A 23252-nucleotide genomic window follows, 5' to 3' on the forward strand; every position below is an offset into this window, starting at 1 on the left:
CAGGCTGCCAACCGCGCTCGTCGGCTGGCGGTTTTGTCACGCAACTGTCATAGATCCGCGCAGTGACCGCCAAAGCTGCCAAGCACGGTGGTAGCGGACCAGGACCATGAGGGAAGGGGTACGGCCATGACGACGCCGCTGGCGCCCGCGCCGTGCACGCTGCCGCTGGTCGAGGTCCGCGTCACCGAACTCGACCTGGCCTGCCTGCCGGAGGCGGGCGCCGTGTTCGACCGACTCCTGGCCCTGCACCCCGCGCAGGTCGTGGTCGATCTGTCCGGCTGCTGGCACATCGACGCCGCCGCCATCGGCCTGCTACTCGACCTACACCGGCGGCTGGCCCGCGCCGACGCGGTCCTCACCGTCCGCAACCCGAGCCCACCGGTCGGACGCATCCTGCGGATCGCCCGCCTGGACCATGTTCTGTCGATCGTCACCGATTCCGCGCCGGTGCCGCCCGGCGTCACGGGAGCCACCCGGCACCAACCGCACGCCGAGGAAGGACCACCAGAATGACCGTCGTCCCGGACGACCACCTGATGACCCTGATCTGCGACACCTGCGGCGACACCATCCGGGGCACCGCCTGCGTGCTTCCCGACGCCGAGGTCGTCTGGACCCTGGTGGCCGAACACGGCTGGAGCGGCTCCCCGTTCGCCACCGGGCCACACCAATGCCCGCACTGCAGCCTCCTGCCAACCTCCGGCGGCGGGCACGCGTCGTGCGCAGACCACGGTCCCGGCGGCATCCTCGGAATCGACCATCTTGATGATGTGACCGTCATCGCCGCCACCGGCGACATCGACCTCGAAAGCGGCGACACCCTGCGCACCGCCCTGCGCCACGCGGCCGACGTCGGCGGAAACGTCGTGGTCGACCTGGCCCGGGTGCACGTCATCGACTCCACCGGTCTCGGTCTGCTCGTCCGCGCCCACTGCGACACCCGGGACCGGGGCGTCACGCTCTGCCTCGCCGCACCGTCGCGGTTCATCCGCACCGTCCTGCACACCATGCGCTTGGACGGGGCCTTCCTGATCTTCGAGAGCCGCGACGAAGCCCTCACTCACCTCTCCCGTCGCGGGGTGTCCGCCGCCACGGCCTCGACTGCTGAGACAGCCGGGTCATCCGCCCGTTAACGAAAGGACACTCCCTCATGGTCACGCCCTGGCCGTACCCCGACGAACACGCCCGGCCGGTCCAGCCGCCGCCACCCGGGCAGGGCGGGCCAGCCGACGAGGACACCCGCATCGCCGCGGCGGTCGCCCAACGAATCAGCAGCGACGGCACCACCCGACGCCAGCAGATCGCCGTGAGCGTGCAGAACCGAGTGGTGATCCTCACCGGCATCGTCACCGACCCAGCTACCCGGCAGGTGGCCGGGGACATCGCCTGGGAGGTCACCGACGTCTTCGACGTCTGCAACGCACTGCGGCTGGCGCGCCCACGGCGACTGGCCCGCTGACCCGGGGTACCGATCAGGAACGGATGGTGGGCCCGGACGGCTGCGGACCCCGGTGCGGGCGCTGACAGTTGGCGAGCATCGCTCATGCTGGAGGAGTGATTCGCTTCGTACTGAACGTGCTGTGGCTCATCTTCGGTGGTGGCATCGTGCTGGCGGTCGGCTACGGCTTCGCCGCGCTGATCTGCTTCGTCCTCGTCATCACCATTCCGTTCGGCGTCGCGTCGCTGCGCCTCGCCGTCTACTCGCTGTGGCCCTTCGGCCGCACTCTGGTGCCCAAGCCTGGCGCTGGCGCCGCCTCCGGGCTGGCGAACATCCTGTGGGTGGTGCTGGCGGGCTGGTGGCTCGCGCTGTCCCACATCGTCGCGGGCATCGCCCTCTGCGTCACGATCATCGGCATTCCGTTCGGCATCGCCAACTTCAAACTCGTTCCGGCCGCGTTCTGGCCCCTCGGCCGCGAGGTCGTCGACATACCTTGAACGGTCCTGTTCGAACAGTCCCCCGGTTACTGGTCGGCGCTGCTCAGATCCGGTCTCAACGAGTCGCCGCCGTCATCGAGGTCGCCGACGAGCGAATCCGGCACACGCATGCGCCACGCGTCGGTGACGAGTTCCGTCAGACGATCGACGTCCACCCGCTCCAACCGCAGCATCACCAGGGGCAACCCGTCGTACGCGGGCGTGGTGAAGAAGACGTCGGGCTCGCCCAGGAGCAGGGCCTGCTTCTCCGCTTCGTCACCGACGTACAGCACCGCGATGTCGGTCCGGATGACGCGCGGGACACCTGGTCTCCGCTCGGGGTAGGACCAGATGAACCCCTTGTCGGCGACCCGGAAGTCGAAGCCGGCACTGTCGATCTCGACCACGTGAGGCAGTGCCAGTGCCAGGTGACGGACATCGCCAGCGTCAGCCATCGAGGTTGCTCCAGGGCACCGCGTCCTGCATAGGCACAGGCTAACCGCTACGCCGGACATGGTCCTCGGCCGGCTGAGGGTCGCGGCAGCTAGGGCGTGTCCTGCCGATCTTGTAGTGGTTGATCATTGACGATGTGCCGGTGGTACGTCGTGGTGAGGTGACCGACGAGGCGTGGACGGTGATCGCGCCGCTGCTTCCCGAGCCAGGCGGTGCGCGGGGGCGGTGGCGGGATCACCGCCAAGTCATCAACGGGATCCTGTGGAAGCTGCGCACAGGTGCGCTGTGGCGTGACCTGCCGGAACGATACGGGCCGTGGAAGACCTGCCACGAACGCCTGCGCCGATGGACGGCGGACGGGACGTGGGATCGGATCCTCGCCGCGGCGCAGGTGCATGACGACCGCATACCGGTGCAGTGGACGATCAGCGTTGACTCGTCGATCGTGCGGGCGCACCAGCATGCTGCTGGCGCCCGCAAAAAGGGGGCTCCCCGACAAGTTCGGCGAGGCCATCGGCCGGTCCCGAGGCGGACTGAGCACGAAGATCCACCTCGCCGTCGACGGACGCGGACGGCCGTTGTCGATCCTGCCCACCCCCGGCCAGGCCGGCGACAACCCGCAACTGCTGGCCCTGCTGGACGCGATTCGGATAAACGAGCCCGGAGTTGGCCGGCCCCGCAAGCGCCCGCAGGTGCTGATCGCTGACAAGGGCTAGGCCCACGACTCCACCCGCCGGGCGCTGCGCCAACGGGGGAATCCGGCACATCATCCCAGAACGCATCGACCAGGTCGCCCGCCGGGCCGCCGAGGGCAGCGCCGGCGGACGACCACCCGCCTTTGACCGGGTCATCTACAAGAAGCGCAACGTGGTGGAACGCTGCTTCAACCGACTCAAGCAGTGGCGAGACCTGGCCACCCGCTACGCCAAACGGGCATCGCTCTACCGGGCCAGCCTCGTCCTGATCGCCGCGATCATCTGGCTTCCATGACGAGGCTGGATCCCTAGTTGCCGAACCGCTCGGTAAAGTTGTGGATGAATGTCTCGGTCATGCCTCCCGCGAACACCTGGCGGACCGCACCGAACTTCGCCAGCATGGCGCGGGCCTCGGGCAAGTCGCCCGACACCGCCAGGCAGACGGCCAGAGTTCCGTACTCGACCTGCGATTTCGGCCGTCCGAGCAGGGTTTCGATCACCTTCGGCAACGTCTGGTTGCCAACTTGGAACGGCTCACCATAGGCCGTCAAGTCGGCGACCACCTGGGCAACAGCTTCGTCCACCTGTTCCGGCGACGCGACCCACCAGCGCAACGGCGTGACCTTGGACGGCTCCGCGTCCTGCACCAGGTTGATCATGCTTGCACCCACCTGGCACACGGTGCCCGTGCGACCGAAGAGTTGCCTCTGCAACTCGGCGGCGGCGTGTTCGACGCCGACGCTGGAGCTGAGCGAGACACCGTCACGTCCGGCGAGGTTAACGCTGAAGTGGAAGACGACCCCGTGGACGGGCTCGTGCACGAAGGCAACCTCGACGTCGGGCACGAAACGATGCCGCCGCCATCCACCGGCCGCCAACTGCTCGGTCAGTCGATCGGCTACCCGCATCGGGATCTGGGCGACTTGTTCCGGTCGTGACGTCACCCAGGAATCGTGGCACCCAAGGCAATGGCTCTCGCAGCGGCCCAGGCAGCGCGACGCCCGACGCGGACATGCCACGAGCGCGCATCTGTGCATTCACATGATCGGCAGGACAGGGCCTAACCGGCGAAACGAGTGAGGAAGGCGTCGTACACGGGTGCGCCCGGCAGAGAGTCGTAGATGGCGAACACCACGTGATCGAACCGGTCGACCGTTTGCAGCGCGTCGGCGAAGGCGCCCGCTACCGTGGCGGGATCGTTGCGGAACACCCCGCACCCCCACGCGCCCAGCACGATGGTTCGATGCCCGTGCGCGGCGGCCACCTCGAGGACCCGCCGTGCGCGCCGGGACAGCACCGCCGGCACCTCGGCGGCGTGCTCGGGCTGGTTGCGGATGATCGCACCCAGGTTCGGCGCCGCAGCGGTCAGAAACGAGGTGAGATGCGGCTGGTCGAGCAGGTCACCCTTGTCGTTCCGGACGACGGCACGCGTGGGGAGTAGTTGACATCCTCCACCGCCCTGAAGGGCGGGGATTCCCTCGGTCGCCCGAGGGGGTTCCTGCTTCACGGGGCCGCGCCTTCACCGCTTTCGCGGGTCGGGTCTTATCGGCCCTCCACAGGCGTTTTACCTCTCCGCCAGCCCGGCGGCGAGAATGTTCTTCGCGGCGTTGACGTCCCGGTCATGCACGGCATCACAGCCGGGACACGTCCAGACACGAACGCCAAGAGTCATCGCAGTGTTGATCCGCCCGCACGCCGAACAGGTCTTCGTGCTCGGATACCAGCGGTCAACGGCGATCACCGTCCGCCCATACCAGGCGGCCTTGTACTCGATCATGCTGCGCAGGTGTGTCCACGCCGCGTCGGAAATGGCGCGGGCCAGACTGTGGTTGCGCAGCATGTTGCGCACACTGAGATCCTCGATCACGACCGTTTGGTTCTCACGGACGAGTCGAGTCGACAGCTTGTGCAGGTGATCCCGCCGCCGATCGGCGATGCGGGCGTGAATGCGGGCCACCGCCACGCGGGCTTTGGCCCGGTTGGCGGAGTCCTTGACCTTACGGGACAGGTTCCGTTGCGCCTTAGCCAGTTTGCGCCGGTCAGCGCGCTCATGACGCGGGTTGGTGATTTTCTCCCCGGTGGACAGGGTGAGCAGACTGGTGATGCCCGCGTCCACCCCCACCGCCGTGCCCAGCGGAGGAAAAGGCGTGACGGTGGGATCCTCGACCAGCAGGGAGATGAACCACCGACCGGCCGCGTCGCGGGACACCGTGACCGTGGACGGCTCGGCGCCGTCGGGCAGGGCCCGGGACCACACGATGGTCAGCGGGGCGTCCATCTTGGCCAGGGTGAGCTGTCCGTCACGCCAGCGGAACGCCGAGCGGGTGTACTCCGCCGACGCCCGAGACTTACGCTTGGACTTGAAACGCGGATACCGCGACCGCTTACCCCAAAACCCGGCGAACCCGGCTTGCAGATGCCGCAGGGCCTGCTGCAACGGCACGGAACTGACCTCATTGAGGAACACCAACTCCTCGGTGCGCTTCCACTCGGTCAACCACGCCGACGACTGCACATAGGTGCTGCGCTGCCCGTGCACCGCCCACGCGCGGGTGCGCGCATCCAAGGCCAGGTTGTACACCTTGCGCACGCACCCGAAGGTGCGATTCAACTGCTCAGCCTGCAGCGGGGTCGGATAGAAGCGGTACTTGTACGCCCGCTTCACCACCTCACACATCCCTCGAATTTTACCAGTAGTTCATGTAAGTCTATCCCTGAGGGGAGGGAACGGCGTTTCCTCCCCCGCCTGAAGGCAGGGGTATCCACGCCGCGACGCCGATGACCCGGTCGCTGTAGCGCAGATCCCGCTGCGCGGTGGAACGCATAGAAGTCAGGTGCGGCAAGCAGGCATGGGTACAGCGCCGACGAGAGCGCGATGCTCTCCTCCTGCGCCTTCGCCCCACCGAGGAACCCGCCGCCCGATTCTTGGCCGACGCGAACACCGGACACACCGCGGCGGGCCCGAGCCGGCGGGCTGCCTGCAACGTCGACTCGTGTGTCACCTCGACGACGCCGGCCCCGGCATCGACGCCGCCCACCTCGAACACGTCGTCCGGCAGGTGGTGCCGGGTGCCGGCGACCGCACTGCGCACCGCCCCGTCGATGACGACCTCATCGCCGGCGCCGTTGCGGTACCGGCCGGACTCGGCGATAGCCGCGGTCTGGCGCGCTATCTCGCGGAGGCGACTGCTCACCGGTACGCCTGGCAGGAGGGAGGATGAAGGGTCTGCACAGCCAGCAGGTTAAGCAGCGGGCGCCACACCAACAACGATTTTCCGGCTACCGCCGCCGACGACCGGAGGCGACCGCAGCCTGGTCCTGCACACATCAGCGCGAACCCGACCTCAGCGCCGGCTTCCTTGCTCAGACCTGCAAAGCCCTCTTCCCACAAGGAAGCCCCGCCATCGGCTCAGATCATGACAAAGCACGACCAGCCGAGGATGTGTCGAGAACTGCTTGCTCGCGAGCCGCCTCGCACCGGCGTCAGGTGCGGTCACGGCAGGCAGTTTGCCGTCGGGGAGTACCGGCGGCCGTTACGGCAAACCTCCCCGGACCGGCGTCGGTTGCGGGCAAGATGAGATGGATTCGCCCAGCGACACGGTGAGCGGGGGTCGGCCGTGAACGACGGATTGGTGACCAGGCGGAGCGCCCATGACGTCGGAGAGACAATCTCTGCGCTACGGGCTGAGGCGGAACGCGTGGGCGCTGCGGTGGCGGCGGTGGTCGACCATGCGGCGGCCGCTCGCAAGGCCGGGCTGGATATGCCCGACACACAGGTAATCATCTTCGGGAACCCGCAGGCGGGCACTCCGCTCATGCAGGCCCGTCCCGAGATCGCCATCGACCTGCCAATGCGACTCATGGTGCGGGACGACGGCCAGCCGGGCTCGCTGGTCACCTGGCAGGACCCCGCGTACCTCGCTCAGCGGTACGGACTGAGCAAGGATCAGCTTGCACCCCTGAACGCCCCGGCCAAGATCGCCTCCGCGGTCGACGGCCGCTGAGCACGGCCCGAATCGGCCGCCCACACAGCCCTCGGGGCCGGGTCAGATACCCCAGTCCCGCCGACCTCTGGCCGCGCTGTCCGGCATACCCGCCCCGTGCCACGTCATTTCTGCCGGACTGGCCGTTCCGTACGTGGAGTCTCCCGCTTTGCTGGACACGCTTGACTGAGCATATGGACGTCACCAGAGATGGGCGGAGCTGGCGGATCGGCACGGTCGACGACGTCGCCTGGCTCGCTGACCAGACCACCCACGGCCTCTCGATCACCACGGCGATCCCGCCGGTGTTCCGTGCCTACGCCACGTTCTACCCGCCCGACGGCGTCAGCGTCGGAGCCCATGAACGGGCCGTGGTCGACGAGCTCACCTGGAACACCCCTGCGCAGCCCTGGTGGCTGGGCTACCTCGACACCGGCGCCCACGACATCGTCTTCCCTTTCGCTCCGACGGTGTCCCTCTACGCGGGCTGGCCCTACATGCTCGTCGAAGCCGGCCCCGAACAAGCTCTCACGTGGCGGACCGGGCACATGCGCGGCGACGGACCCCTGCCCGATCTGTTCTTCCCCGCGGATCACTCCTGGCTCGTCTCCGCTCTCTGGGACGACGCCTGGACCGACATCGGCGGGAGCACCGCCTTGATCACCGCCCTGCACCGGAACCCGCTGGTCAGCGCCCGCCCGGTCGGGCCGGACGAAGACGCCCTCCCGCCCGGGCTCACGCGCGAATAGGCGCCGGCCCGGTGCCCTCAGGCACCTGGTCAGCCTCGCGCGTCTCCGATCGCCACAGCGGAGGTCCAGGCCGGGTCGCGGCCGGTGAGCCCGATGACCCGATCGAGCAGCGCGGCCTCGGCCGGCAGGGTGATCGACGGCCCGAACAGGCCCGGGGTGCCCTCACTGCTCCCTTGCTGCGACACCAGACCGTGGACCGACTCGACGGTCTGCGGGTCGACGTCGTACGTCTGACCGGTCGCTCGTGCGAGATCCCAGGCGTGAATCACCACCTCGTTCAGCGCGACGACGCCCATGATCTGTGCCGGCAGCACGACCCCGCCGGCAGCGGTGTCGCCCGTCCAGGCGCTCGGTACGCGCCACGCGGCGACCAGGTCATCGAGCTGTGCGGGCAGAATCGTGCGCCACTCGGGGTCGAGGTTGGCCACGGTGGGATTGCCCGGACCGCCCGGCGCGGCGTCGGGCGCCTTCTCCGCAGCGATCCGGAACGCGATGGTGAGCCCGACGAGGTGGTCGAGCAGATCACCCACGACCCATCCCGCACACGGGGTAGGGAGGGTGAGCTGATGGTCGGTCACCCCGAGCAGCACCGAGGTCAACGCGCGGGACGCGGGCTCAAGGTCCGGGGAGGTGTTGAGGTCGCTCATCCAGTTGCTCCGTCCGGTTGATTGCCCGGCACGCTAGCCGAGGGGACCGACAAAGTCGCCGCATCGCCAGGAGGCGGGGCCACCCGTGCCTGGCTGCTCTCCTGGTCCGACAGGAACGACGCCAGCGCCCGACCCTGCTCGGCGACCTCGGTGCGGTCGGCGCGGGAGAGGCGGCCCAACGGAGTGACGATCACCGTGCCGGCCTCGATGCTCCAGGTCGCGGCGACCCGGCCGTCGACCAGCACGGCGCGTTCCCCGGCGACCGACAGGCCGCGGTGAGCGTCGTCGACGATCCGGCTGCGGTCGTGGTAGCCGAGTATCGCGTTGTCGAACGCCGGCAGGAACCGTACCGGGGCGGGTGTGTCGGGGTCGGGACGCGGCGCGTCGGGGAGGTCGATCAACTGACGGCCACGCTCGTCACGGAAGGTGACCAACTCCTCGCGCATCGCGGACACCGCGGTCGGCAGTCCGGCGAGGCCGCACCAGGCGCGCAGGTCGGCCGTGGCTGCGGGGCCGAACGCGGCCAGATAGCGCCGTACCAGCATCTGGCCGACCGGATCGGAGCCCTCGACGGCCGGCGGGTCGATTTCCCGGCCCAGCCAGGAGGAAAGCGGGACGTTGCGTACTCCTGCCCGGGTGCGCCACAGTCCGCGCGGCGGCAGTTGCACCATCGGGACGAGGGCGGCGACCACCATTTCGCCCAGCGCCCGCGGTCCCGGCGTCGGCCAGCGTTCGGCGAGCGCCCGCGCGATCTCGGTCATCGAGCGTGGCTCGTCGTCGGCCATCACCGCCCGGGCTGCCGCGGCGAGCTCGTCGAGGTCCACACCGTCGAGCTCAGCGCGGTAGACCCCGAGCACCCGTTGGCGGAGCATGGCGTCGTGACGCGCCCGCCAGGCCACGGTGTCGTCGGCGGTGAGGAGGTGGACGGTACGGCGCATGAGGTGTGTCCGCACCACGCGTCGCTGGGTCAGCAGGTCCGAGAGCACCGCCGGGTCGAACGCGCGCAGCCGCGACCAGAGCCCGACGAACGGTTCCTGCGGTTCCTGCGCCTGCAGGCCGCCGAGGTGTGCGACGGCGTCGAGGACCGGTAGGTCGGCGCGATCGAGCAGGAACTGCCGGGCGAGTGTCGCGCGGTTGAGCGCCCGGGTGCCGAGAACGGTCATCGGGTCAGGTCGCGGCGAACTGGCCGGCCGATCGGCGGCGTAGTGAACATCTTGTTTCCTCATCGCTGGTCGTTGGCGATCGATCGCGTGGCCGGGCGTGCGTCTCCCGGTCGGCTTGACGTAACACTCGCAGGTGAAGCGGACAGGGTGTGACCGCTTCTCATGGCAACATCGGGCTCATGCCGAAGACCTCAGCGCGACTGCTCTCACTGCTCTCGCTGCTCCAGGCCCGTCGGGACTGGCCCGGGGCGTTGCTGGCCGAGCGGCTGGCCGTCAGCCCGCGCACCGTGCGCCGCGATGTCGATCGCCTGCGCGAGCTCGGCTATCCCATCCACGCCACCAAAGGCCCCGACGGGGGGTACCGGCTCGACGCAGGTACGGCACTGCCGCCGCTGCTGTTCGACGACGAGCAGGCCGTCGCCCTCGCCGTCGCACTCCAGATCGCCACCACCGCTGGCGCCGGCATCGAGGAAGCCGCGGTGCGCGCGCTGAACACCGTCCGGCAGGTCATGCCCGCACGGCTGCGCCGCCGCATCGACACGCTCCAGGTCACCGCCGTCGAGCGGCCCGGGATCCGGTCGAACCCCCGGGCCGACACCGGCGTACTCGTGGCGCTCAGCGCCGCCGTCCAAGCCCGCGAAGTGCTGCGCTTCGACTACGCCCCCGCTTCCCCGGTTGGAGCCGGCGACGACCGCGCCGACACTCCGCCGCGCCGGGTGCAGCCTCACCACGTCGTCACCTGGGGCGGGCGCTGGTACCTCATCGCCTGGGATCTCGACCGCGACGACTGGCGCACCTTCCGCGCTGACCGGATCACGCCGCGCACCCCCACGGGCCCCCGCTTCACCCCGCGTGAACTGCCCGGAGGGGAAGTGGCCGCCTTCGTCGTCAGCAGGTTCCAGGGCTCTGGCGGCTGGCCCTGCCGCGGGGAGGTGATCCTCGACCTCCCCGCCGAGGACGTGTCCCGCTACACCAGCGACGGGCTCGTCGAGGCCCTCGGCCCGGACCGTTGCCGGCTCGTCCTGGGCTCGTGGTCGTGGCCCGGCCTGGCCGCCAGCATCGGCAGGTTCGACGCCGACATCGAGGTCGTCGGGCCGACCGAGCTCAAGGACGCCTTCGCGCACCTGGCTCGCCGGTACGCCGACGCCGCAGCCGGCTGACCCACCTTCGCCCCCACCCCTCGCCCCCACGGTCTGGGGTCCGGGCGCCCGACGACCAAAAACTTTTGGTGGTTTCCTACAACTGAGGGGCGATTGGTTCGGTGATTGCACCATGGCGCTGCCCGCCGGGAGGGGGAAGGGTGCTTACTGCCGGGGGCCGTCGTCTCGCGGTGCGCTGATCATGGATCTACCAAAGGGGTCATTCGGGTGTTCAACCGTGTCGCCATCGTCAACCGTGGTGAGGCCGCGATGCGGCTCATCCACGCGGTCCGAGAGTTGGCTGCGGAAACCGGCATCCCGATCGAGACCGTCGCCCTGTACACCGACGTCGACCGCACCGCCACCTTCGTGCGTGAGGCGGACATCGCCTACGACCTCGGTCCGGCGTCCGCCCGCCCGTACCTCAATCTGGTGGCGCTGGAGCGCGCCCTGACCGAGACCGGCGCCGACGCGGCGTGGGTCGGCTGGGGTTTCGTCGCCGAGGACCCGGCGTTCGCGGAGCTGTGCGAGAAGATCGGCGTCACGTTTGTCGGCCCGAGCGCGGAGGCCATGCGCCAGCTCGGCGACAAGATCGGCTCGAAGCTGATCGCCGAGGAGGTCGGCGTACCGGTCGCGCCGTGGAGCCGCGGTGCCGTCGAGACCCTGGATGCCGCTCGGACGGCGGCGGCCGAGATCGGCTACCCGCTGATGCTGAAGGCGACCGCGGGCGGCGGCGGGCGCGGCATCCGCGTGGTCAGGAACGAGGCCGAGCTCACCGACGCGTACGACCGCACCAGCCAGGAGGCGGCGCGGGCGTTCGGCAGCGGCATCGTGTTCCTGGAGCGCCTGGTCACCGGTGCCCGGCACGTCGAGGTCCAGGTGATCGCCGACGGGCAGGGCACCGCCTGGGCGCTCGGTGTCCGCGACTGCTCGGTGCAGCGACGCAACCAGAAGGTCATCGAGGAGTCGGCGTCGCCGGTGCTGAGCCCGGCGCAGGCGGCCGAGCTCAAGACGTCGGCCGAACGGTTGGCCGTGGCGGTCGGTTACCGCGGCGCGGCCACCGTCGAGTTCCTCTACCACCCCGGCGACCAGCTGTTCGCGTTCCTCGAGGTCAACACCCGCCTGCAGGTCGAGCACCCGATCACCGAGTTGACCACCGGGTTCGACCTGGTCAAGGCGCAGCTGCACGTCGCCTCGGGCGGTCGGCTCGACGGCGCGCCGCCGGCGGAGCGCGGGCACGCCATCGAGGCCCGGCTGAACGCCGAGGACCCCGACCGCGACTTCGCGCCGTCACCGGGCCGTATCGCCCGGCTGGACCTGCCCGCCGGCCCGGGCATCCGGGTCGACACCGGTGTCAGCGAGGGTGACACCATCCCGGCCGACTTCGACTCGATGATCGCGAAGATCATCGCGTACGGCCGTGATCGCGACGAGGCGCTCGGCAGGCTGCGCCGCGCGATGGCGAACACCACGGTGATCATCGAGGGCGGTGCGACGAACAAGAGCTTCGTGCTCGACCTGCTCGACCAGCCCGAGGTGATCGACGCCAGCGCGGACACCGGCTGGATCGACCGCGTCCGTGGCGAAGGCCGGCTCGTGGCGCACCGGCACTCCGCGGTCGCGCTGGCGGCCGCCGCCATCGAGACGTACGAGGAGGAGGAGCGCGTCGAGCGGCAGCGGCTGCTGTCAACGGCGTCCGGCGGGCGCCCGCAGGTGCAGCACAAGAGCGGCCGGCCTCTGGACCTCAAGCTGCGCGGCGTCGGCTACCGCATGCGCGTGGCGCGGGTCGGCGCGCACCGGTTCCGCGTCGGCATCGAAGCGGCCGGCGCCGTGCGCACCGCTGACGTCGAGCTCGACCGCTTCGACCGGCACACCGGTCAGATCGTCGTCAACGGCATCCGGTACCGCCTGCTCACCGGCACGTACGGGCCGACCCACCTGGTCGAGGTCGACGGCGTGACGCACCGGGTCAGCCGCGACGAGGGCGGCGTCGTCCGCTCCCCCATGCCCGCGCTGGTCGTCGCCACGCCGCTGGAGGTCGGCGCCGAGGTCGAGGCGGGCGCGCCGGTGCTGGTGCTGGAAGCCATGAAGATGGAGACGGTGCTGCGGGCGCCGTTCAAGGCCCGGCTGAAGGAGTGCGCCGTCTCGGTGGGCAGCCAGGTGGAGGCAGGTGCGCCGCTGCTGCGGTTGGAGCCGCTCGCTGACGAGGCCGCCGAGACCGTGGACGATCCGGCCGCCGCCTCCGTGGAGCTGGACCTGCCCGCCGCCACCGAGGAGATTCCGGCGTACCAGCGCAGCCGGCGCGGCCAGGAGGACCTGCGCGGCCTGCTGCTCGGCTTCGACGTCGATCCGCACGACGACCGGCGGGTGCTCGACGACTACCTCACCGCGCGGCGGGCGGCCACCGAGGAAGGCCACCGGCCGCTGGCCGCGGAACTCGACCTGGTCACCGTGTTCGCCGACCTCACCGAGCTGAGCCGCAACCGCCCGACGGGCGAGGACGGCGACGGCCACGTCTACAGCGCCCGCGAGTACTTCCACACCTATCTGCAGAGCCTCGACATCGAGCGGGCCGGTCTGCCGAGTTCGTTCCAGGCCAGGCTCGGCAAGGCGCTCGGACACTACGGCGTCATCGACCTGGAGCGCTCCCCCGCACTCGAAGCCGCCGTGTTCCGGATCTTCCTCGCCCAGCAACGCGCGTCCGCCGACGCCACGGTCGTCGCGACGTTGCTGCGCGCGTGGCTGCGGGAGTCCCCGCCGGACGAGACGCTGCGTGAGCCGGCCGGCCTCGCGCTGGAGCGGCTGGTGGCCGCGACGCAGGTCCGCTTTCCCGCGGTCGCCGACCTCGCCCGTGGTGTGGTGTTCGCCTGGTTCGCCCAGCCGCTGCTGCGCCGCAACCGCGCCCGCGTCTACGCCGAGGTCCGCGGGCACCTGCGTCACCTGGACGCGCATCCGGACGCGGCGGACCGCACCGAGCGCGTCGCGAAGATGGTACGCAGCACCGAGCCACTGGTACGGCTGCTCGGCCAGCGGCTCGTCCGCGACCACCTCGACAACGCGGTCATGTTGGAGGTGCTGACCCGGCGGTACTACGGCAACAAGACGCTCACCAGCGTGCGCACCCGCGAGGTCGCGGACTGCACGTTCGTGGTCGCCGAGCGCGCGGACTCGAGCGTGGTGTCCGCCGCGGTGAGCTTCGACGCGCTGGGTGGCGCGCTGCGCGGGCTCGCCGGGCTGGCGAGCGACGAGGATGCCGTCGACGCCGACATCTACCTCGGCTGGGAGAACCAGCCGGAGGACTTCGACGCGATGGCGGCCGCGCTGCTGGAGGTCATCACCGCGCACCCGCTGCCGCCCCAGGTCCGCCGGCTCACCACCACCGTCGCGGGTCGCGGTGGCGCCGTGATGCACCACCATTTCACCTTCCGCCCGTCCGACTCGGGGACGACCGAGGATCGGCTGATCCGCGGCCTGCACCCGTACATCGCGCAGCGGATGCAGTTGGAGCGGCTGCACAAGTTCGACCTGACCCGGCTGCCGTCGTCGGACGAGGAGGTCTACCTCTTCCAGTGCGTGGCCCGGGAGAACCCGTCCGACGAGCGCCTCGTCGCGTTCGCGCAGGTGCGTGACCTGACCGAGCTGCGCGAGCAGGACGGCCGGCTGGTCGCGCTGCCGACGACCGAGGCTGCCATCGCCGCGTGCCTCGACTCGATCCGCCGCGCCCAGTCGCGGCGACCGTCGAAGACGCGCTTCAACACCAACCGGATCGTGGTCTACGTCTGGCCGCCGAGCGAGCTCACCCGCGAGGAGATGGAGATGATCGCCGGGCGTGTGCGCCCGACGACCGCGGGCGCCGGGCTGGAGGAGATCCTCTTCATCGCGCGGCAGCGCGACCGCCGGACCGGCGAGCTGACCAAGATCGCCGTACGGATCTCCTTCGGGGCCACCGGCGGCGCCGAGTTGACCGTCGGCGAGCCGCCGGTCGAGCCGGTCGAGCCGCTCGACGAGTACCGGCTGAAGGTGCTGCGGGCGAGCAGCCGCAACACGGTGTACCCGTACGAGTTGACCGGGCTGCTCGGCGACTTCGTGGAGCACGACCTCGACGACGACCACGCGCTGGTGCCGGTGGAGCGGCCGAGGGGGCGCAACCGCGCCGCGATCGTCGCCGGCGTGGTCACCACGCCGACCACGCGGCATCCGCAGGGTGTCAGCCGGGTCGTGCTGCTCGGTGACCCGACGAAGTCACTGGGCGCCCTGTCCGAGCCGGAGTGCCGCCGCGTGATCGCCGCGCTGGACCTGGCGGAGCAGATGCGGGTGCCGCTGGAGTGGTGGGCGCTGTCCGCCGGGGCACGGATCTCCATGACCTCGGGCACGGAGAACATGGACTGGGTGGCCGCGGCGCTCAAGCGGATCGTCGAGTTCACCCAGGCCGGCGGTGAGATCAACATTGTGGTCGCGGGCATCAACGTCGGCGCGCAGCCGTACTGGAACGCCGAGGCGACGATGCTCATGCACACCAAGGGCATCCTGGTGATGACGCCGGACTCGGCGATGGTCCTCACCGGCAAGCAGTCGCTCGACTTCTCCGGTGGTGTGTCCGCCGAGGACAACTTCGGCATCGGCGGCTACGACCGGGTGATGGGGCCGAACGGGCAGGCGCAGTACTGGGCGCCGACCCTGACCGCCGCGCGTGACGTGGTGATGTCGCACTACGACCACTCGTACGTCGCGCCCGGCGAGGACGCGCCACGGCGGGCACCCACCACGGACCCCGTGGACCGCGACATCTCCGCCTTCCCGCACACCCTGGCTGGCAGCACCTTCAACACCGTCGGGGAGATCTTCTCCACGGCGGCCAACCCGGACCGCAAGAAGCCCTTCGACATCCGGACGGTGATGCGGGCGCTCTCCGACCAGGACCACCCGGTGCTGGAACGCTGGGCGGGCATGGCCGACGCGGAGACCGCGGTCGTGCAGGACGTACACCTGGGTGGCATCCCGGTGTGCCTGCTCGGCATCGAGTCACGGGCGGTGCCGCGGCGCGGCTTCCCGCCCACCGACGGCCCGGACACCTACACCGCGGGCACGCTGTTCCCACGGTCGTCGAAGAAGGCCGCGCGGGCGATCAACGCGGCCAGCGGCAACCGGCCGCTGGTGGTGCTGGCGAATCTGTCGGGCTTCGACGGCTCACCCGAGTCGATGCGCAAGCTGCAGTTGGAGTACGGCGCCGAGATCGGCCGGGCGATCGTGAACTTCCGCGGGCCCATCGTCTTCTGCGTGATCTCGCGGTACCACGGCGGAGCGTTCGTGGTGTTCTCCAAGGCGCTGAACCCGAACATGACGGTGCTGGCGCTGGAGGGCTCGTTCGCCTCGGTGCTCGGTGGCGCCCCCGCCGCCGCGGTGGTGTTCTCCGCCGACGTCAACGCCCGTACGGCGGCCGACCCGCGCGTGCGCGACCTGGAGGCCCGCGTCGCCGCTGCGGCTGGCACCGAGCGCGCCGCGTTGACCGCGGAACTCGACGAACTGCGCTCGTCGGTCCGGGCGGAGAAGCTCGGCGAGGTGGCCACGGAGTTCGACCGCGTGCACAACATCCAGCGCGCCGTCGAGGTCGGCTCGGTGGACGCTGTCGTCCGCGCCGCCGACCTGCGACCACGCATCATCGATGCCATCGAATCCCGTCTGGGCTAGGTGGCGGGAGGTGCGGGCAGAGCGCCAATGATCACCGACCGGAGCATCAGGTGGGGTCGTCCCCGCGCGGGGACGACCCCACCTGCCGGGCGGGATCGTTCGTACGGAAGTCTCCGCCGAGTCCTGGCCATCTTGTGCCTGATCGCCGCCGCCACGGTGCCGGCCGGTTCGTCGGTGACCGGCTCGTCGGCGGCCGACACCCCCGCACCCACGGTCCTGCGGGTACTCCAGATGAACCTCTGCAACAGCGGCCGCGCCGGCTGCTACACGGGCCGATCGGTGACCGAAGCCGCCACGGTCATCAGCGCAGAGGTGCCCGATCTGGTCACCCTCAACGAGATCTGCCAGGACGACGTGACAACCCTCGAGCACACGTTCTCGCAGGTCCACAGTGGTGACACGGTCGTGTCCGCCTTCATGGCCGCCGGAGACCGCCCTTCCGGCGCCGTCACCCGCTGCCGCAACGGCCAGCCGTACGGCATCGGACTACTGACTCGCCTTGAGGCACCGGACACGCGGCACACGGTGCACAGCGGAATCTACCCGACGCAGGATTTCACGGACCCTGAGGAACGAGCCTGGCTCTGCGTCGATGTCGCCGACGTGCTGCACGCCTGCACCACACACCTGGCCGCCACGAGTTTCACCGTCGCGCTCGCCCAGTGCGGTCACCTGCTCGACACGGTGGTACCGACGATGCGCAGGAGTGCCGGATACGCGCCCACCGTGCTGCTGGGCGACCTCAACCTCCGGCGCGGCGGCTCCCCCGACGTGCGGTCCTGCGTGCCACCGGACTACCTGCGGATCGACGACGGCGCGCTACAACACGTCATGGCGACAACTGACGTCAGGATCTGTTGCGGCCGGTCGGTGGGCATGCACGGGGCGACCGACCATCCGGGGCTGCTGGCCACACTCACGATCGACGGAGACCCCCCGCCGTGACGGCCCCGTACCCACGCGCTGTACCGGCGGCGCGTTCGTGGTGTTCCCCAAGGCACTGACGCGGCCGCCGACCTGCGACCACGCATCATCGATGCCATCGAGTCCCGCCTGCGGTAGGGACCCCAGGCCCACCATCCCGGGCCGGTGCCGCAAGCACCAGCAGCACGATCGCGAGGACCGGCACGAGCGCCAGCAGCGGTTCCGTGACCAGGCCTGGCGAGAAGAGGTCGTCGAGCGCCGTCATGCCCTCCACATCGGAGCGGAAGCCCGCCTGGAGGAACACCGCCTGGTGGCTGAACAAGCCCAGCTCCTGCCGGTTGACCGGCCGGACCGGCCCCGCGGCCGCCAGGTCAGCGGCGAGTACGGCAGCGGTCAGCAGCAACGCGCCCAGCATGGCCGGGACGCCGAACCGCCACTGCCGACCGGCGGCCACCACGAGCACCGCAAGCCCGGCGGCGACCACCACCATGGTCGGCAACTGGACGCCGAGCGTGACCAACAGCCGGGCCAGTCTCCCTCCGCCCAGGTCGGCGACCAGCATGACGGCCACCCCCGCGACGGCGGTCCAGGCGATCCACCGTAGCCATCGTGCGTCGGTCCGCGGCCGGCCGGCCAGCGTCACCACCGTTCCCACGCAGATCAGCGGTATGCCCAGCAGTGCCGACCAATGCTGCGTGACCTGCGCCGACATCGCCTCACCCAGCCACGCGAGATCGTCGCCGACCGAATACGGGCGCGGCGCGCTCAGCGGCGCGTAGAACGGTGACAGGTACCGTGGCCCGCCCGAGTCCGCCGCCGACGTCACGGCGTCGACGGCGAGCAGGCCGATACCACCAGCGACGGCGAGGCGGCCGCGCCCGGCGCCGAGCAGCACGATCGCCGCGAGAGCGGTCAGCGCCACCCCGGTCGCCTGCCCTGCGAGGACCGACGCGTCCGACAGCACGCCAAGGACATGCACCACTGCGGCGCCGGCGACCACCGACCAACACACCGATCCGGGAGACAGCCACACGGCGCACATCCAACCACGGTGCCGCCCCCGCCGTCAGGGACCGGCCCCGGCGATGGGAGGCCCCGTGGCGTTTCCTCCCGGTCAGGTGACCTTTTGCACGCTCTCGGCGAACGCCGGAACGTCGGCGTGGCCGAACAGCCCGGGAACCCCGCCGGTGTGGATGAAGACGGTCGTGTTGCCCGGTTCGATCTCGCCACGCCGAGTTGCCGCGACGAGTGCCGCCATCGCGCGCCCGGTGTACGTGGGATCGAGGATGATCCCCTCCAGCCGGGCGACGAGGGTCAGCGCCTCCTCGACCGTGTCGGTGAGGCTCGCGTAGCCGCTCCCGATGTGGTCACGGTCGACGCGCAGGTCGTCTGCGCGAACGTTCGGTGAGAGTGCGGCGACGAAGGCCGCCACGCGCTGTCGGGAGTCGTCGACCGCCCCGACATCGACGCCGAGCGTGCGGTCCGGGCCGAGGCTCGCGACGAGCCCGGCCATCGTGGCGCCCGAGCCGAGCGCCACCACAGCGGTACGCAGGTCAGGCACCTGGGACATCAACTCCTCGCCGCACCGTGCGTAGCCACGGGTCGCCAACGCGCTGGACCCGCCGAACGGGATGAGGGCCGGACGCGCCCCTTCGGCACGCAGCCGGTCGCACACCCGCGTGGCGGCGTCTGCGAGTGCCTGCTGACCCGTCACCCCGGTGAAGACAATTTCGGCACCGAGGAACGCATCGAGAACGAGGTTGCCGGATCGCGCCACCCCGGGTTCACCCGGGAACACCAGCACGGCGCGTAGACCGAGACGCGCGGCGGTCGCGGCGGTGAGCCGCGCATGGTTGCTCTGTGGTCCGCCGGTGGTGACGAGCGTGTCGGCGTCATTCGCGAGTGCTTCGGCGGCCGTCCATTCCAGCTTGCGGATCTTGTTGCCGCCGCCGCCGAGGCCGGTGAGGTCGTCCCTCTTGATCAGAAGGTCACCGCGACCGAGCCCGAGAGCGGCGGCCAGTCGGGGCATCGGCTCCACCGGTGTGGGCCACGTGCCGAGCGTGAGCGGAACGATGGGTTCGGACATGCTGCCATTTTGGCAGGACCACCCGGTCGACAGCCGCCGAAGGATGCCGGGCGGCCGTCCGGCGCGGCCGCCCTCGGCGCTACTTCAGGAAATCCAGCAGCTGCCGTGTGGTCTCCTCGGTCCGCCTCGTCCTTCTGGTAGTCCAACGTCGCGGCCGCGCGGAACTCCTCGCAGATCGCGTGGACGGTGGCGGGATCGCTGAACTGCTTGACGTATTCGGCGCGTACCTCGGCCAGGAACGCGTCCTTCCAACCTCAGGCCACGTGTCGAGCTTGACATCCTCCACCGCCCTGAAGGGCGGGGATTCCCTCGGTCACCCGAGGGGGTTCCTGTTTCACGGGGCCGCGCCTTCACCGCTTTCGCGGGTCGGGTCTTATCGGCCCTCCACAGGCGTTTTACCTCTCCGCCAGCCCGGCGGCGAGAATGTTCTTCGCGGCGTTGACGTCCCGGTCGTGCACGGCATCACAGCCGGGACACGTCCAGACACGGACGCCAAGAGTCATGGCCGTGTTGATCCGCCCGCACGCCGAGCAGGTCTTCGTGCTCGGATACCAGCGGTCGACGGCGATAACGGTCCGCCCGTACCAGGCGGCCTTGTACTCGATCATGCTGCGCAGGTGTGTCCACGCCGCGTCGGAGATGGCGCGGGCCAGGCTGTGGTTGCGCAGCATGTTGCGCACGCTGAGGTCTTCGATCACGACCGTTTGGTTCTCGCGGACGAGTCGAGTCGACAGCTTGTGCAGGTGATCCCGCCGCCGGTCGGCGATGCGGGCGTGAATGCCGGCCACCGCAAGCCGGGCTTTGGCCCGGTTCTTGGTGTCCTTGCCCTTACGGGACAGGTTCCGCTGCGCCTTGGCCAACTTGCGCCGGTCAACGCGCTCATGACGCGGGTTGGCGATCTTCTCCCCGGTGGACAAGGTGAGCAGACTGGTGATGCCCGCGTCCACCCCCACCGCCGTGCTGAGCGGAGGAAGGGGCTCGACGGCGGGGTCTTCCACCAGCAGGGACACGAACCACCGACCGGCCGCGTCACGGGACACCGTGACCGTGGACGGCTCCGCGCCCGCCGGCAGGGCCCGGGACCACACGATGGTCAGCGGGGCGTCCATCTTGGCCAGGGTGAGCTGTCCGTCGCGCCAGCGGAACGCCGAGCGGGTGTACTCCGCCGACGCCCGAGACTTGCGCTTGGACTTGAAACGCGGGTAACGCGACTGCTTGCCCCAGAACGCGGCGAACCCGGCTTGCAGGTGCCGCAGGGCTTGCTGCAACGGCACGGAACTGACCTCATTGAGGAACAAAAGCTCCTCGGTGCGCTTCCACTCGGTCAGCCACGCCGAGGACTGCACATAGGTGCTGCGCTGCCGGTCGACCGCCCACGCACGGGTGCGCGCATCCAGGGCGAGGTTGTATACCTTGCGCACGCACCCGAAGGTGCGGTTGAGCTGATCGGCCTGCCCTGGGGTCGGATAGAAGCGGTACTTGTACGCCCGCTTCACCACCTCACCCATACCTCGCATTTTACCAGTGGTTCATGTAAGTCTATCCCTGAGGGGAGGGAGCTGCGTTTCCTCCCCCGCCTGAAGGCAGGGGTATCCACGCCGCGACACCGATGAAATTGACGAGGACGGCGGGCGCCGCGTCGATGAACTGCTCGGGCAGCGGCTCCGGTGCCGCCAGGAAGGACCAGACCCAGTAGGAGAGGCTGAACTTCATGTCGGCACGGTCGTACGCGTCGCCGCCAGGGACGACGTCCATGACGGCGAGCCGGGTGACAGCGTCTGGCTCATCGAGCGCCAGACGGTAGGCGCACCGGGCCCCGCGATCGTGCCCGACGAGCCTGAACTGCTCATAGCCCAGACTCCGCATGGCGTCGATCTGGTCGCGAGCGATCGCTCGCATGCTGTAGGGCTCATGATCGGCACTGCTCGGCGGTTTGCCGCTGGCGCCCCAGCCCCGCATGTCAGTGACGACCACGGTGTAATTCTCGGCCAGTTGCGGCGCTACGCGATGCCACATGAGGTGCGTCTCAGGAATGCCGTGCAACAGAAGAACGGGGGGTCCGCTTCCGCCGTGACGCCCATGAATCGTCGCCCCAGGCGTAGGAATGTCGAACTCTTCGAATCCGTCAAACATGGCCCCGGACCCCTCCGCGACTGTTCAGTCCCTGACCACAACGCTATCGACAGTCGGCCCGCCCCCTGAGCAGATCGCGGGAACGCCCTCGCGACCCCGGGGTGCGACCGGCCGGGTTCGGTCACCCCTCGGCGGCCAGCGCGAGGACGTCTCGCGCGGTGGGCAGCGCGACCTCGCGGTGTGCTGGGACGAGACCGATCCGGGTGCGTCGGTCGAGCAGGTCGTCGACGGTGAGGGCGAGTTCGTGCCGGGTGGCCCAGAGGAGCTCTGCGCCGGTGACCGGGATGTCGGGGCTGATCGGCTGGCGGAGTTCGGCGGGCGCCTCGGCCAGGACGTGGACCGCCTCGGTGCCGTACCGGTGGACGAGCCGGCGTGGCGCGGGGACCCGGGTCAGTTGCGCTCTGCTCGCGGCGCCGGGTAGGGGGAGGTCGCGGGTGCGGCAGGGGCCGGCACGGAGGCGGCGCTGACGGACGGCGGTGTCGACGGCGTCTTCGGCCATCCGGCGGTAGGTGGTGAGCTTGCCGCCGATCACGCTGATGATCCCGTCGGGGTCGTCGATGACAGCGTGTCGGCGGGAGAGGTCGGCGGTTCGGGTGTCGGCGTTGGCGAGCAGCGGCCGTAGCCCGGCGTAGGCACCGAGGACGTCGGCGGGTTGGAGGGGCTGGTCGAGGACGCTGTTGAGGACGTCGAGCAGGAAGGCGATGTCGGCGTCGGTGGGTTGCGGCACGTCGGGGACGGGGCCGGTCACCGGCTCGTCGGTCAGTCCGGCGTACACCAGGCCGTCGGTCTGGGGCAGCGCGAAGACGTAGCGGGTGAACTCACCGGGGACCGGGATGGTCAGGCCGGCCCAGAGTCCGCCCAGGCGGGCGGCGGACAGGACGATGTGGGTTCCTCGCGACGGGCGCAGACGTACGTGTGGGGTCAGGCTGCTGGCCCACACGCCTGTGGCGTTGATGACCGCGCGGGCGGCGACGTGCATCCGCGTCCCGGTGCGGGTGTCTTCGATGGTGGCGCCTTCGCGGTGCAGGCTGATCGCCCGGCAGCGGGGCAGGATGCGGGCGGACCGCGCTGCGGCCGCGCGCGCCAGACCGACGACGAGTCGCGCGTCGTCGCAGAGCTGCCCGTCCCAGGACAGGTGTGCTCCGCGCAGGCCCGCCGGCCGCAGTGCGGGCGTGATCGCGCCCGCCTCGGCCGAGCCGAGCCTGCGCGTTCCCGGAAGGGTCCGTCGGGAGGTTCCGGCGCAGGTACGCAGCACGTCTCCGGCGCGAAGGCCGACCGCTGCGGCGCGCGCCTGCCAACGGCTGGTGTACGCCGTCGCCGGTAGCAGCATCGGCAAGGGGCGCGTCAGGTGCGGCGCAGTGCGGGTCAGCAGCAGGTGGCGCTCGGCGGCACTCTCGTAGGCGATGCCCACCTGGCCGTGTGCGAGATATCGCAGGCCACCGTGGACCAGCTTGGAGCTCCAGCGGGACGTGCCGTTGGCCAGGTCATGGGCGTCGACGGCGACCACGGACAGTCCACGGCTCGCGGCGTCGAGCGCCACTCCGGCGCCGGTGACGCCCAGTCCGACGACCAGGACGTCGACGGGCGTGCCGGCGACCAGTTCGGTGAGGTCACGTTCCCGGCGGGAGACGGTCAGCGAGGTGTTCACACGCCTCCTTGCGATGTAGTGACATTGAAT

Annotated in this window: 20 protein-coding genes and 2 pseudogenes; 10 read left to right on the forward strand and 12 right to left on the reverse strand. The window is 70.1% G+C overall.

Annotation, left to right across the window (positions count from 1 at the left end):
• The first annotated feature begins 126 nt into the window (after nucleotides 1-126).
• The 4 genes from ACFY29_RS03410 (at nucleotide 127) to ACFY29_RS03425 (ending at nucleotide 1935) form a co-directional block, all read left to right on the forward strand.
• Nucleotides 127-513 (forward strand): STAS domain-containing protein, encoded by a 387-nt coding sequence (locus tag ACFY29_RS03410; protein ID WP_386983046.1) that lies wholly within the window; start codon nucleotides 127-129, stop codon nucleotides 511-513.
• Nucleotides 510-1133 (forward strand): STAS domain-containing protein, encoded by a 624-nt coding sequence (locus ACFY29_RS03415; RefSeq protein ID WP_386983048.1) that lies wholly within the window; start codon nucleotides 510-512, stop codon nucleotides 1131-1133. Before ACFY29_RS03410 ends, ACFY29_RS03415 begins: the two co-directional genes overlap by 4 nt.
• 17 nt (nucleotides 1134-1150) lie before the next feature.
• A complete protein-coding gene (locus ACFY29_RS03420; protein WP_386983050.1) occupies nucleotides 1151-1459 on the forward strand; it encodes a BON domain-containing protein in 309 nt (102 codons plus the stop codon).
• Between the two features lie 95 nt (nucleotides 1460-1554).
• Nucleotides 1555-1935 carry a YccF domain-containing protein gene (locus ACFY29_RS03425; RefSeq protein ID WP_328426699.1) on the forward strand — a complete coding sequence of 127 codons (381 nt, stop codon included), beginning with the start codon at nucleotides 1555-1557 and terminating at the stop codon, nucleotides 1933-1935.
• A gap of 26 nt (nucleotides 1936-1961) precedes the next feature.
• Here ACFY29_RS03425 and ACFY29_RS03430 read toward each other — a convergent pair whose 3' ends face one another.
• Entirely contained in the window at nucleotides 1962-2369 is a 408-nt protein-coding gene (locus ACFY29_RS03430; RefSeq protein ID WP_328417974.1) for an MmcQ/YjbR family DNA-binding protein, read from the reverse strand.
• A 140-nt stretch (nucleotides 2370-2509) separates the two neighbouring features.
• Between ACFY29_RS03430 and ACFY29_RS03435 the strand changes: the two are divergent.
• A pseudogene (locus tag ACFY29_RS03435) lies at nucleotides 2510-3357 on the forward strand (IS5 family transposase).
• Between the two features lie 13 nt (nucleotides 3358-3370).
• Here ACFY29_RS03435 and ACFY29_RS03440 read toward each other — a convergent pair.
• The 4 genes and pseudogenes from ACFY29_RS03440 to ACFY29_RS03455 all read right to left on the reverse strand — a co-directional run bounded on the left by ACFY29_RS03440 (nucleotide 3371) and on the right by ACFY29_RS03455 (nucleotide 6256).
• Nucleotides 3371-4006 (reverse strand): hypothetical protein, encoded by a 636-nt coding sequence (locus tag ACFY29_RS03440; protein ID WP_386983053.1) that lies wholly within the window; start codon nucleotides 4004-4006, stop codon nucleotides 3371-3373.
• 116 nt (nucleotides 4007-4122) lie between these two features.
• The gene (locus ACFY29_RS03445; protein ID WP_386983055.1) at nucleotides 4123-4569 is read right to left on the reverse strand and encodes a TIGR02452 family protein; all 447 of its coding nucleotides are present in this window, start codon (nucleotides 4567-4569) and stop codon (nucleotides 4123-4125) included.
• 57 nt (nucleotides 4570-4626) lie between these two features.
• Nucleotides 4627-5739 (reverse strand): RNA-guided endonuclease InsQ/TnpB family protein, encoded by a 1113-nt coding sequence (locus ACFY29_RS03450; RefSeq protein ID WP_386983057.1) that lies wholly within the window; start codon nucleotides 5737-5739, stop codon nucleotides 4627-4629.
• A pseudogene (locus ACFY29_RS03455) lies at nucleotides 5724-6256 on the reverse strand (TIGR02452 family protein). The gene ACFY29_RS03450 and the pseudogene ACFY29_RS03455 overlap by 16 nt, the downstream one beginning before the upstream one ends.
• A 504-nt stretch (nucleotides 6257-6760) precedes the next feature.
• On the opposite strand from ACFY29_RS03455, the gene ACFY29_RS03460 reads away from it, so the two are divergent.
• Together ACFY29_RS03460 and ACFY29_RS03465 are read left to right on the forward strand one after the other, a co-directional pair.
• The gene (locus tag ACFY29_RS03460) at nucleotides 6761-7066 is read left to right on the forward strand and encodes a DUF302 domain-containing protein (protein ID WP_386983059.1); all 306 of its coding nucleotides are present in this window, start codon (nucleotides 6761-6763) and stop codon (nucleotides 7064-7066) included.
• Nucleotides 7067-7239: 173 nt separating this feature from the next.
• The gene (locus ACFY29_RS03465; protein ID WP_386983061.1) at nucleotides 7240-7794 is read left to right on the forward strand and encodes a hypothetical protein; all 555 of its coding nucleotides are present in this window, start codon (nucleotides 7240-7242) and stop codon (nucleotides 7792-7794) included.
• A 29-nt stretch (nucleotides 7795-7823) separates the two neighbouring features.
• Here ACFY29_RS03465 and ACFY29_RS03470 read toward each other — a convergent pair whose 3' ends face one another.
• Nucleotides 7824-8441 (reverse strand): TIGR03086 family metal-binding protein, encoded by a 618-nt coding sequence (locus ACFY29_RS03470; protein ID WP_386983063.1) that lies wholly within the window; start codon nucleotides 8439-8441, stop codon nucleotides 7824-7826.
• On the reverse strand, nucleotides 8438-9604 hold the full coding sequence (locus ACFY29_RS03475) for a winged helix DNA-binding domain-containing protein (RefSeq protein WP_386983065.1): 1167 nt from the start codon (nucleotides 9602-9604) through the stop codon (nucleotides 8438-8440). The genes ACFY29_RS03470 and ACFY29_RS03475 overlap by 4 nt, the downstream gene beginning before the upstream one ends.
• A gap of 179 nt (nucleotides 9605-9783) precedes the next feature.
• Between ACFY29_RS03475 and ACFY29_RS03480 the strand changes: the two genes are divergently transcribed.
• From ACFY29_RS03480 to ACFY29_RS03490, 3 genes are all read left to right on the forward strand, one after another.
• Complete coding sequence (locus tag ACFY29_RS03480) at nucleotides 9784-10764, forward strand: WYL domain-containing protein (RefSeq protein ID WP_328417987.1); 981 nt, start codon at nucleotides 9784-9786, stop codon at nucleotides 10762-10764.
• A gap of 207 nt (nucleotides 10765-10971) precedes the next feature.
• Entirely contained in the window at nucleotides 10972-16431 is a 5460-nt protein-coding gene (locus ACFY29_RS03485) for a carboxyl transferase domain-containing protein (RefSeq protein WP_386983067.1), read from the forward strand.
• A gap of 132 nt (nucleotides 16432-16563) precedes the next feature.
• Nucleotides 16564-17376: an endonuclease/exonuclease/phosphatase family protein gene (locus tag ACFY29_RS03490; protein ID WP_386983070.1), complete on the forward strand. Its 813-nt coding sequence runs from the start codon at nucleotides 16564-16566 to the stop codon at nucleotides 17374-17376.
• An 85-nt stretch (nucleotides 17377-17461) separates the two neighbouring features.
• On the opposite strand, the gene ACFY29_RS03495 is transcribed toward ACFY29_RS03490, so the two are convergent.
• From ACFY29_RS03495 to ACFY29_RS03515, 5 genes are all read right to left on the reverse strand, one after another.
• Entirely contained in the window at nucleotides 17462-18397 is a 936-nt protein-coding gene (locus ACFY29_RS03495; protein WP_386983072.1) for a hypothetical protein, read from the reverse strand.
• A 72-nt stretch (nucleotides 18398-18469) separates the two neighbouring features.
• Nucleotides 18470-19441: a pyridoxal-phosphate dependent enzyme gene (locus tag ACFY29_RS03500; RefSeq protein ID WP_386983074.1), complete on the reverse strand. Its 972-nt coding sequence runs from the start codon at nucleotides 19439-19441 to the stop codon at nucleotides 18470-18472.
• 395 nt (nucleotides 19442-19836) lie between these two features.
• The gene (locus ACFY29_RS03505) at nucleotides 19837-20949 is read right to left on the reverse strand and encodes an RNA-guided endonuclease InsQ/TnpB family protein (protein ID WP_386983076.1); all 1113 of its coding nucleotides are present in this window, start codon (nucleotides 20947-20949) and stop codon (nucleotides 19837-19839) included.
• 31 nt (nucleotides 20950-20980) lie between these two features.
• Nucleotides 20981-21574: an alpha/beta fold hydrolase gene (locus tag ACFY29_RS03510; protein WP_386983078.1), complete on the reverse strand. Its 594-nt coding sequence runs from the start codon at nucleotides 21572-21574 to the stop codon at nucleotides 20981-20983.
• Nucleotides 21575-21695: 121 nt separating this feature from the next.
• The gene (locus tag ACFY29_RS03515) at nucleotides 21696-23222 is read right to left on the reverse strand and encodes a glycerol-3-phosphate dehydrogenase/oxidase (RefSeq protein WP_386983079.1); all 1527 of its coding nucleotides are present in this window, start codon (nucleotides 23220-23222) and stop codon (nucleotides 21696-21698) included.
• Between the last annotated feature and the right edge of the window lie 30 nt (nucleotides 23223-23252).

Origin of the sequence: Micromonospora sp. NPDC000668 (assembly GCF_042897975.1) — a bacterium.
Lineage (GTDB): Bacteria > Actinomycetota > Actinomycetes > Mycobacteriales > Micromonosporaceae > Micromonospora.

Coding starts and splice junctions, on each gene's coding strand:
- ACFY29_RS03410 (WP_386983046.1), top strand. CDS start 127: ATGACGACGCCGCTGGCGCCCGCGCCGTGCACGCTGCCGCTGGTCGAG.
- ACFY29_RS03415 (WP_386983048.1), top strand. CDS start 510: ATGACCGTCGTCCCGGACGACCACCTGATGACCCTGATCTGCGACACC.
- ACFY29_RS03420 (WP_386983050.1), top strand. CDS start 1,151: ATGGTCACGCCCTGGCCGTACCCCGACGAACACGCCCGGCCGGTCCAG.
- ACFY29_RS03430 (WP_328417974.1), bottom strand. CDS start 2,369: ATGGCTGACGCTGGCGATGTCCGTCACCTGGCACTGGCACTGCCTCAC.
- ACFY29_RS03450 (WP_386983057.1), bottom strand. CDS start 5,739: ATGTGTGAGGTGGTGAAGCGGGCGTACAAGTACCGCTTCTATCCGACC.
- ACFY29_RS03465 (WP_386983061.1), top strand. CDS start 7,240: ATGGACGTCACCAGAGATGGGCGGAGCTGGCGGATCGGCACGGTCGAC.
- ACFY29_RS03470 (WP_386983063.1), bottom strand. CDS start 8,441: ATGAGCGACCTCAACACCTCCCCGGACCTTGAGCCCGCGTCCCGCGCG.
- ACFY29_RS03475 (WP_386983065.1), bottom strand. CDS start 9,604: ATGACCGTTCTCGGCACCCGGGCGCTCAACCGCGCGACACTCGCCCGG.
- ACFY29_RS03480 (WP_328417987.1), top strand. CDS start 9,784: ATGCCGAAGACCTCAGCGCGACTGCTCTCACTGCTCTCGCTGCTCCAG.
- ACFY29_RS03495 (WP_386983072.1), bottom strand. CDS start 18,397: ATGTGCGCCGTGTGGCTGTCTCCCGGATCGGTGTGTTGGTCGGTGGTC.
- ACFY29_RS03500 (WP_386983074.1), bottom strand. CDS start 19,441: ATGTCCGAACCCATCGTTCCGCTCACGCTCGGCACGTGGCCCACACCG.
- ACFY29_RS03505 (WP_386983076.1), bottom strand. CDS start 20,949: ATGGGTGAGGTGGTGAAGCGGGCGTACAAGTACCGCTTCTATCCGACC.
- ACFY29_RS03510 (WP_386983078.1), bottom strand. CDS start 21,574: ATGTTTGACGGATTCGAAGAGTTCGACATTCCTACGCCTGGGGCGACG.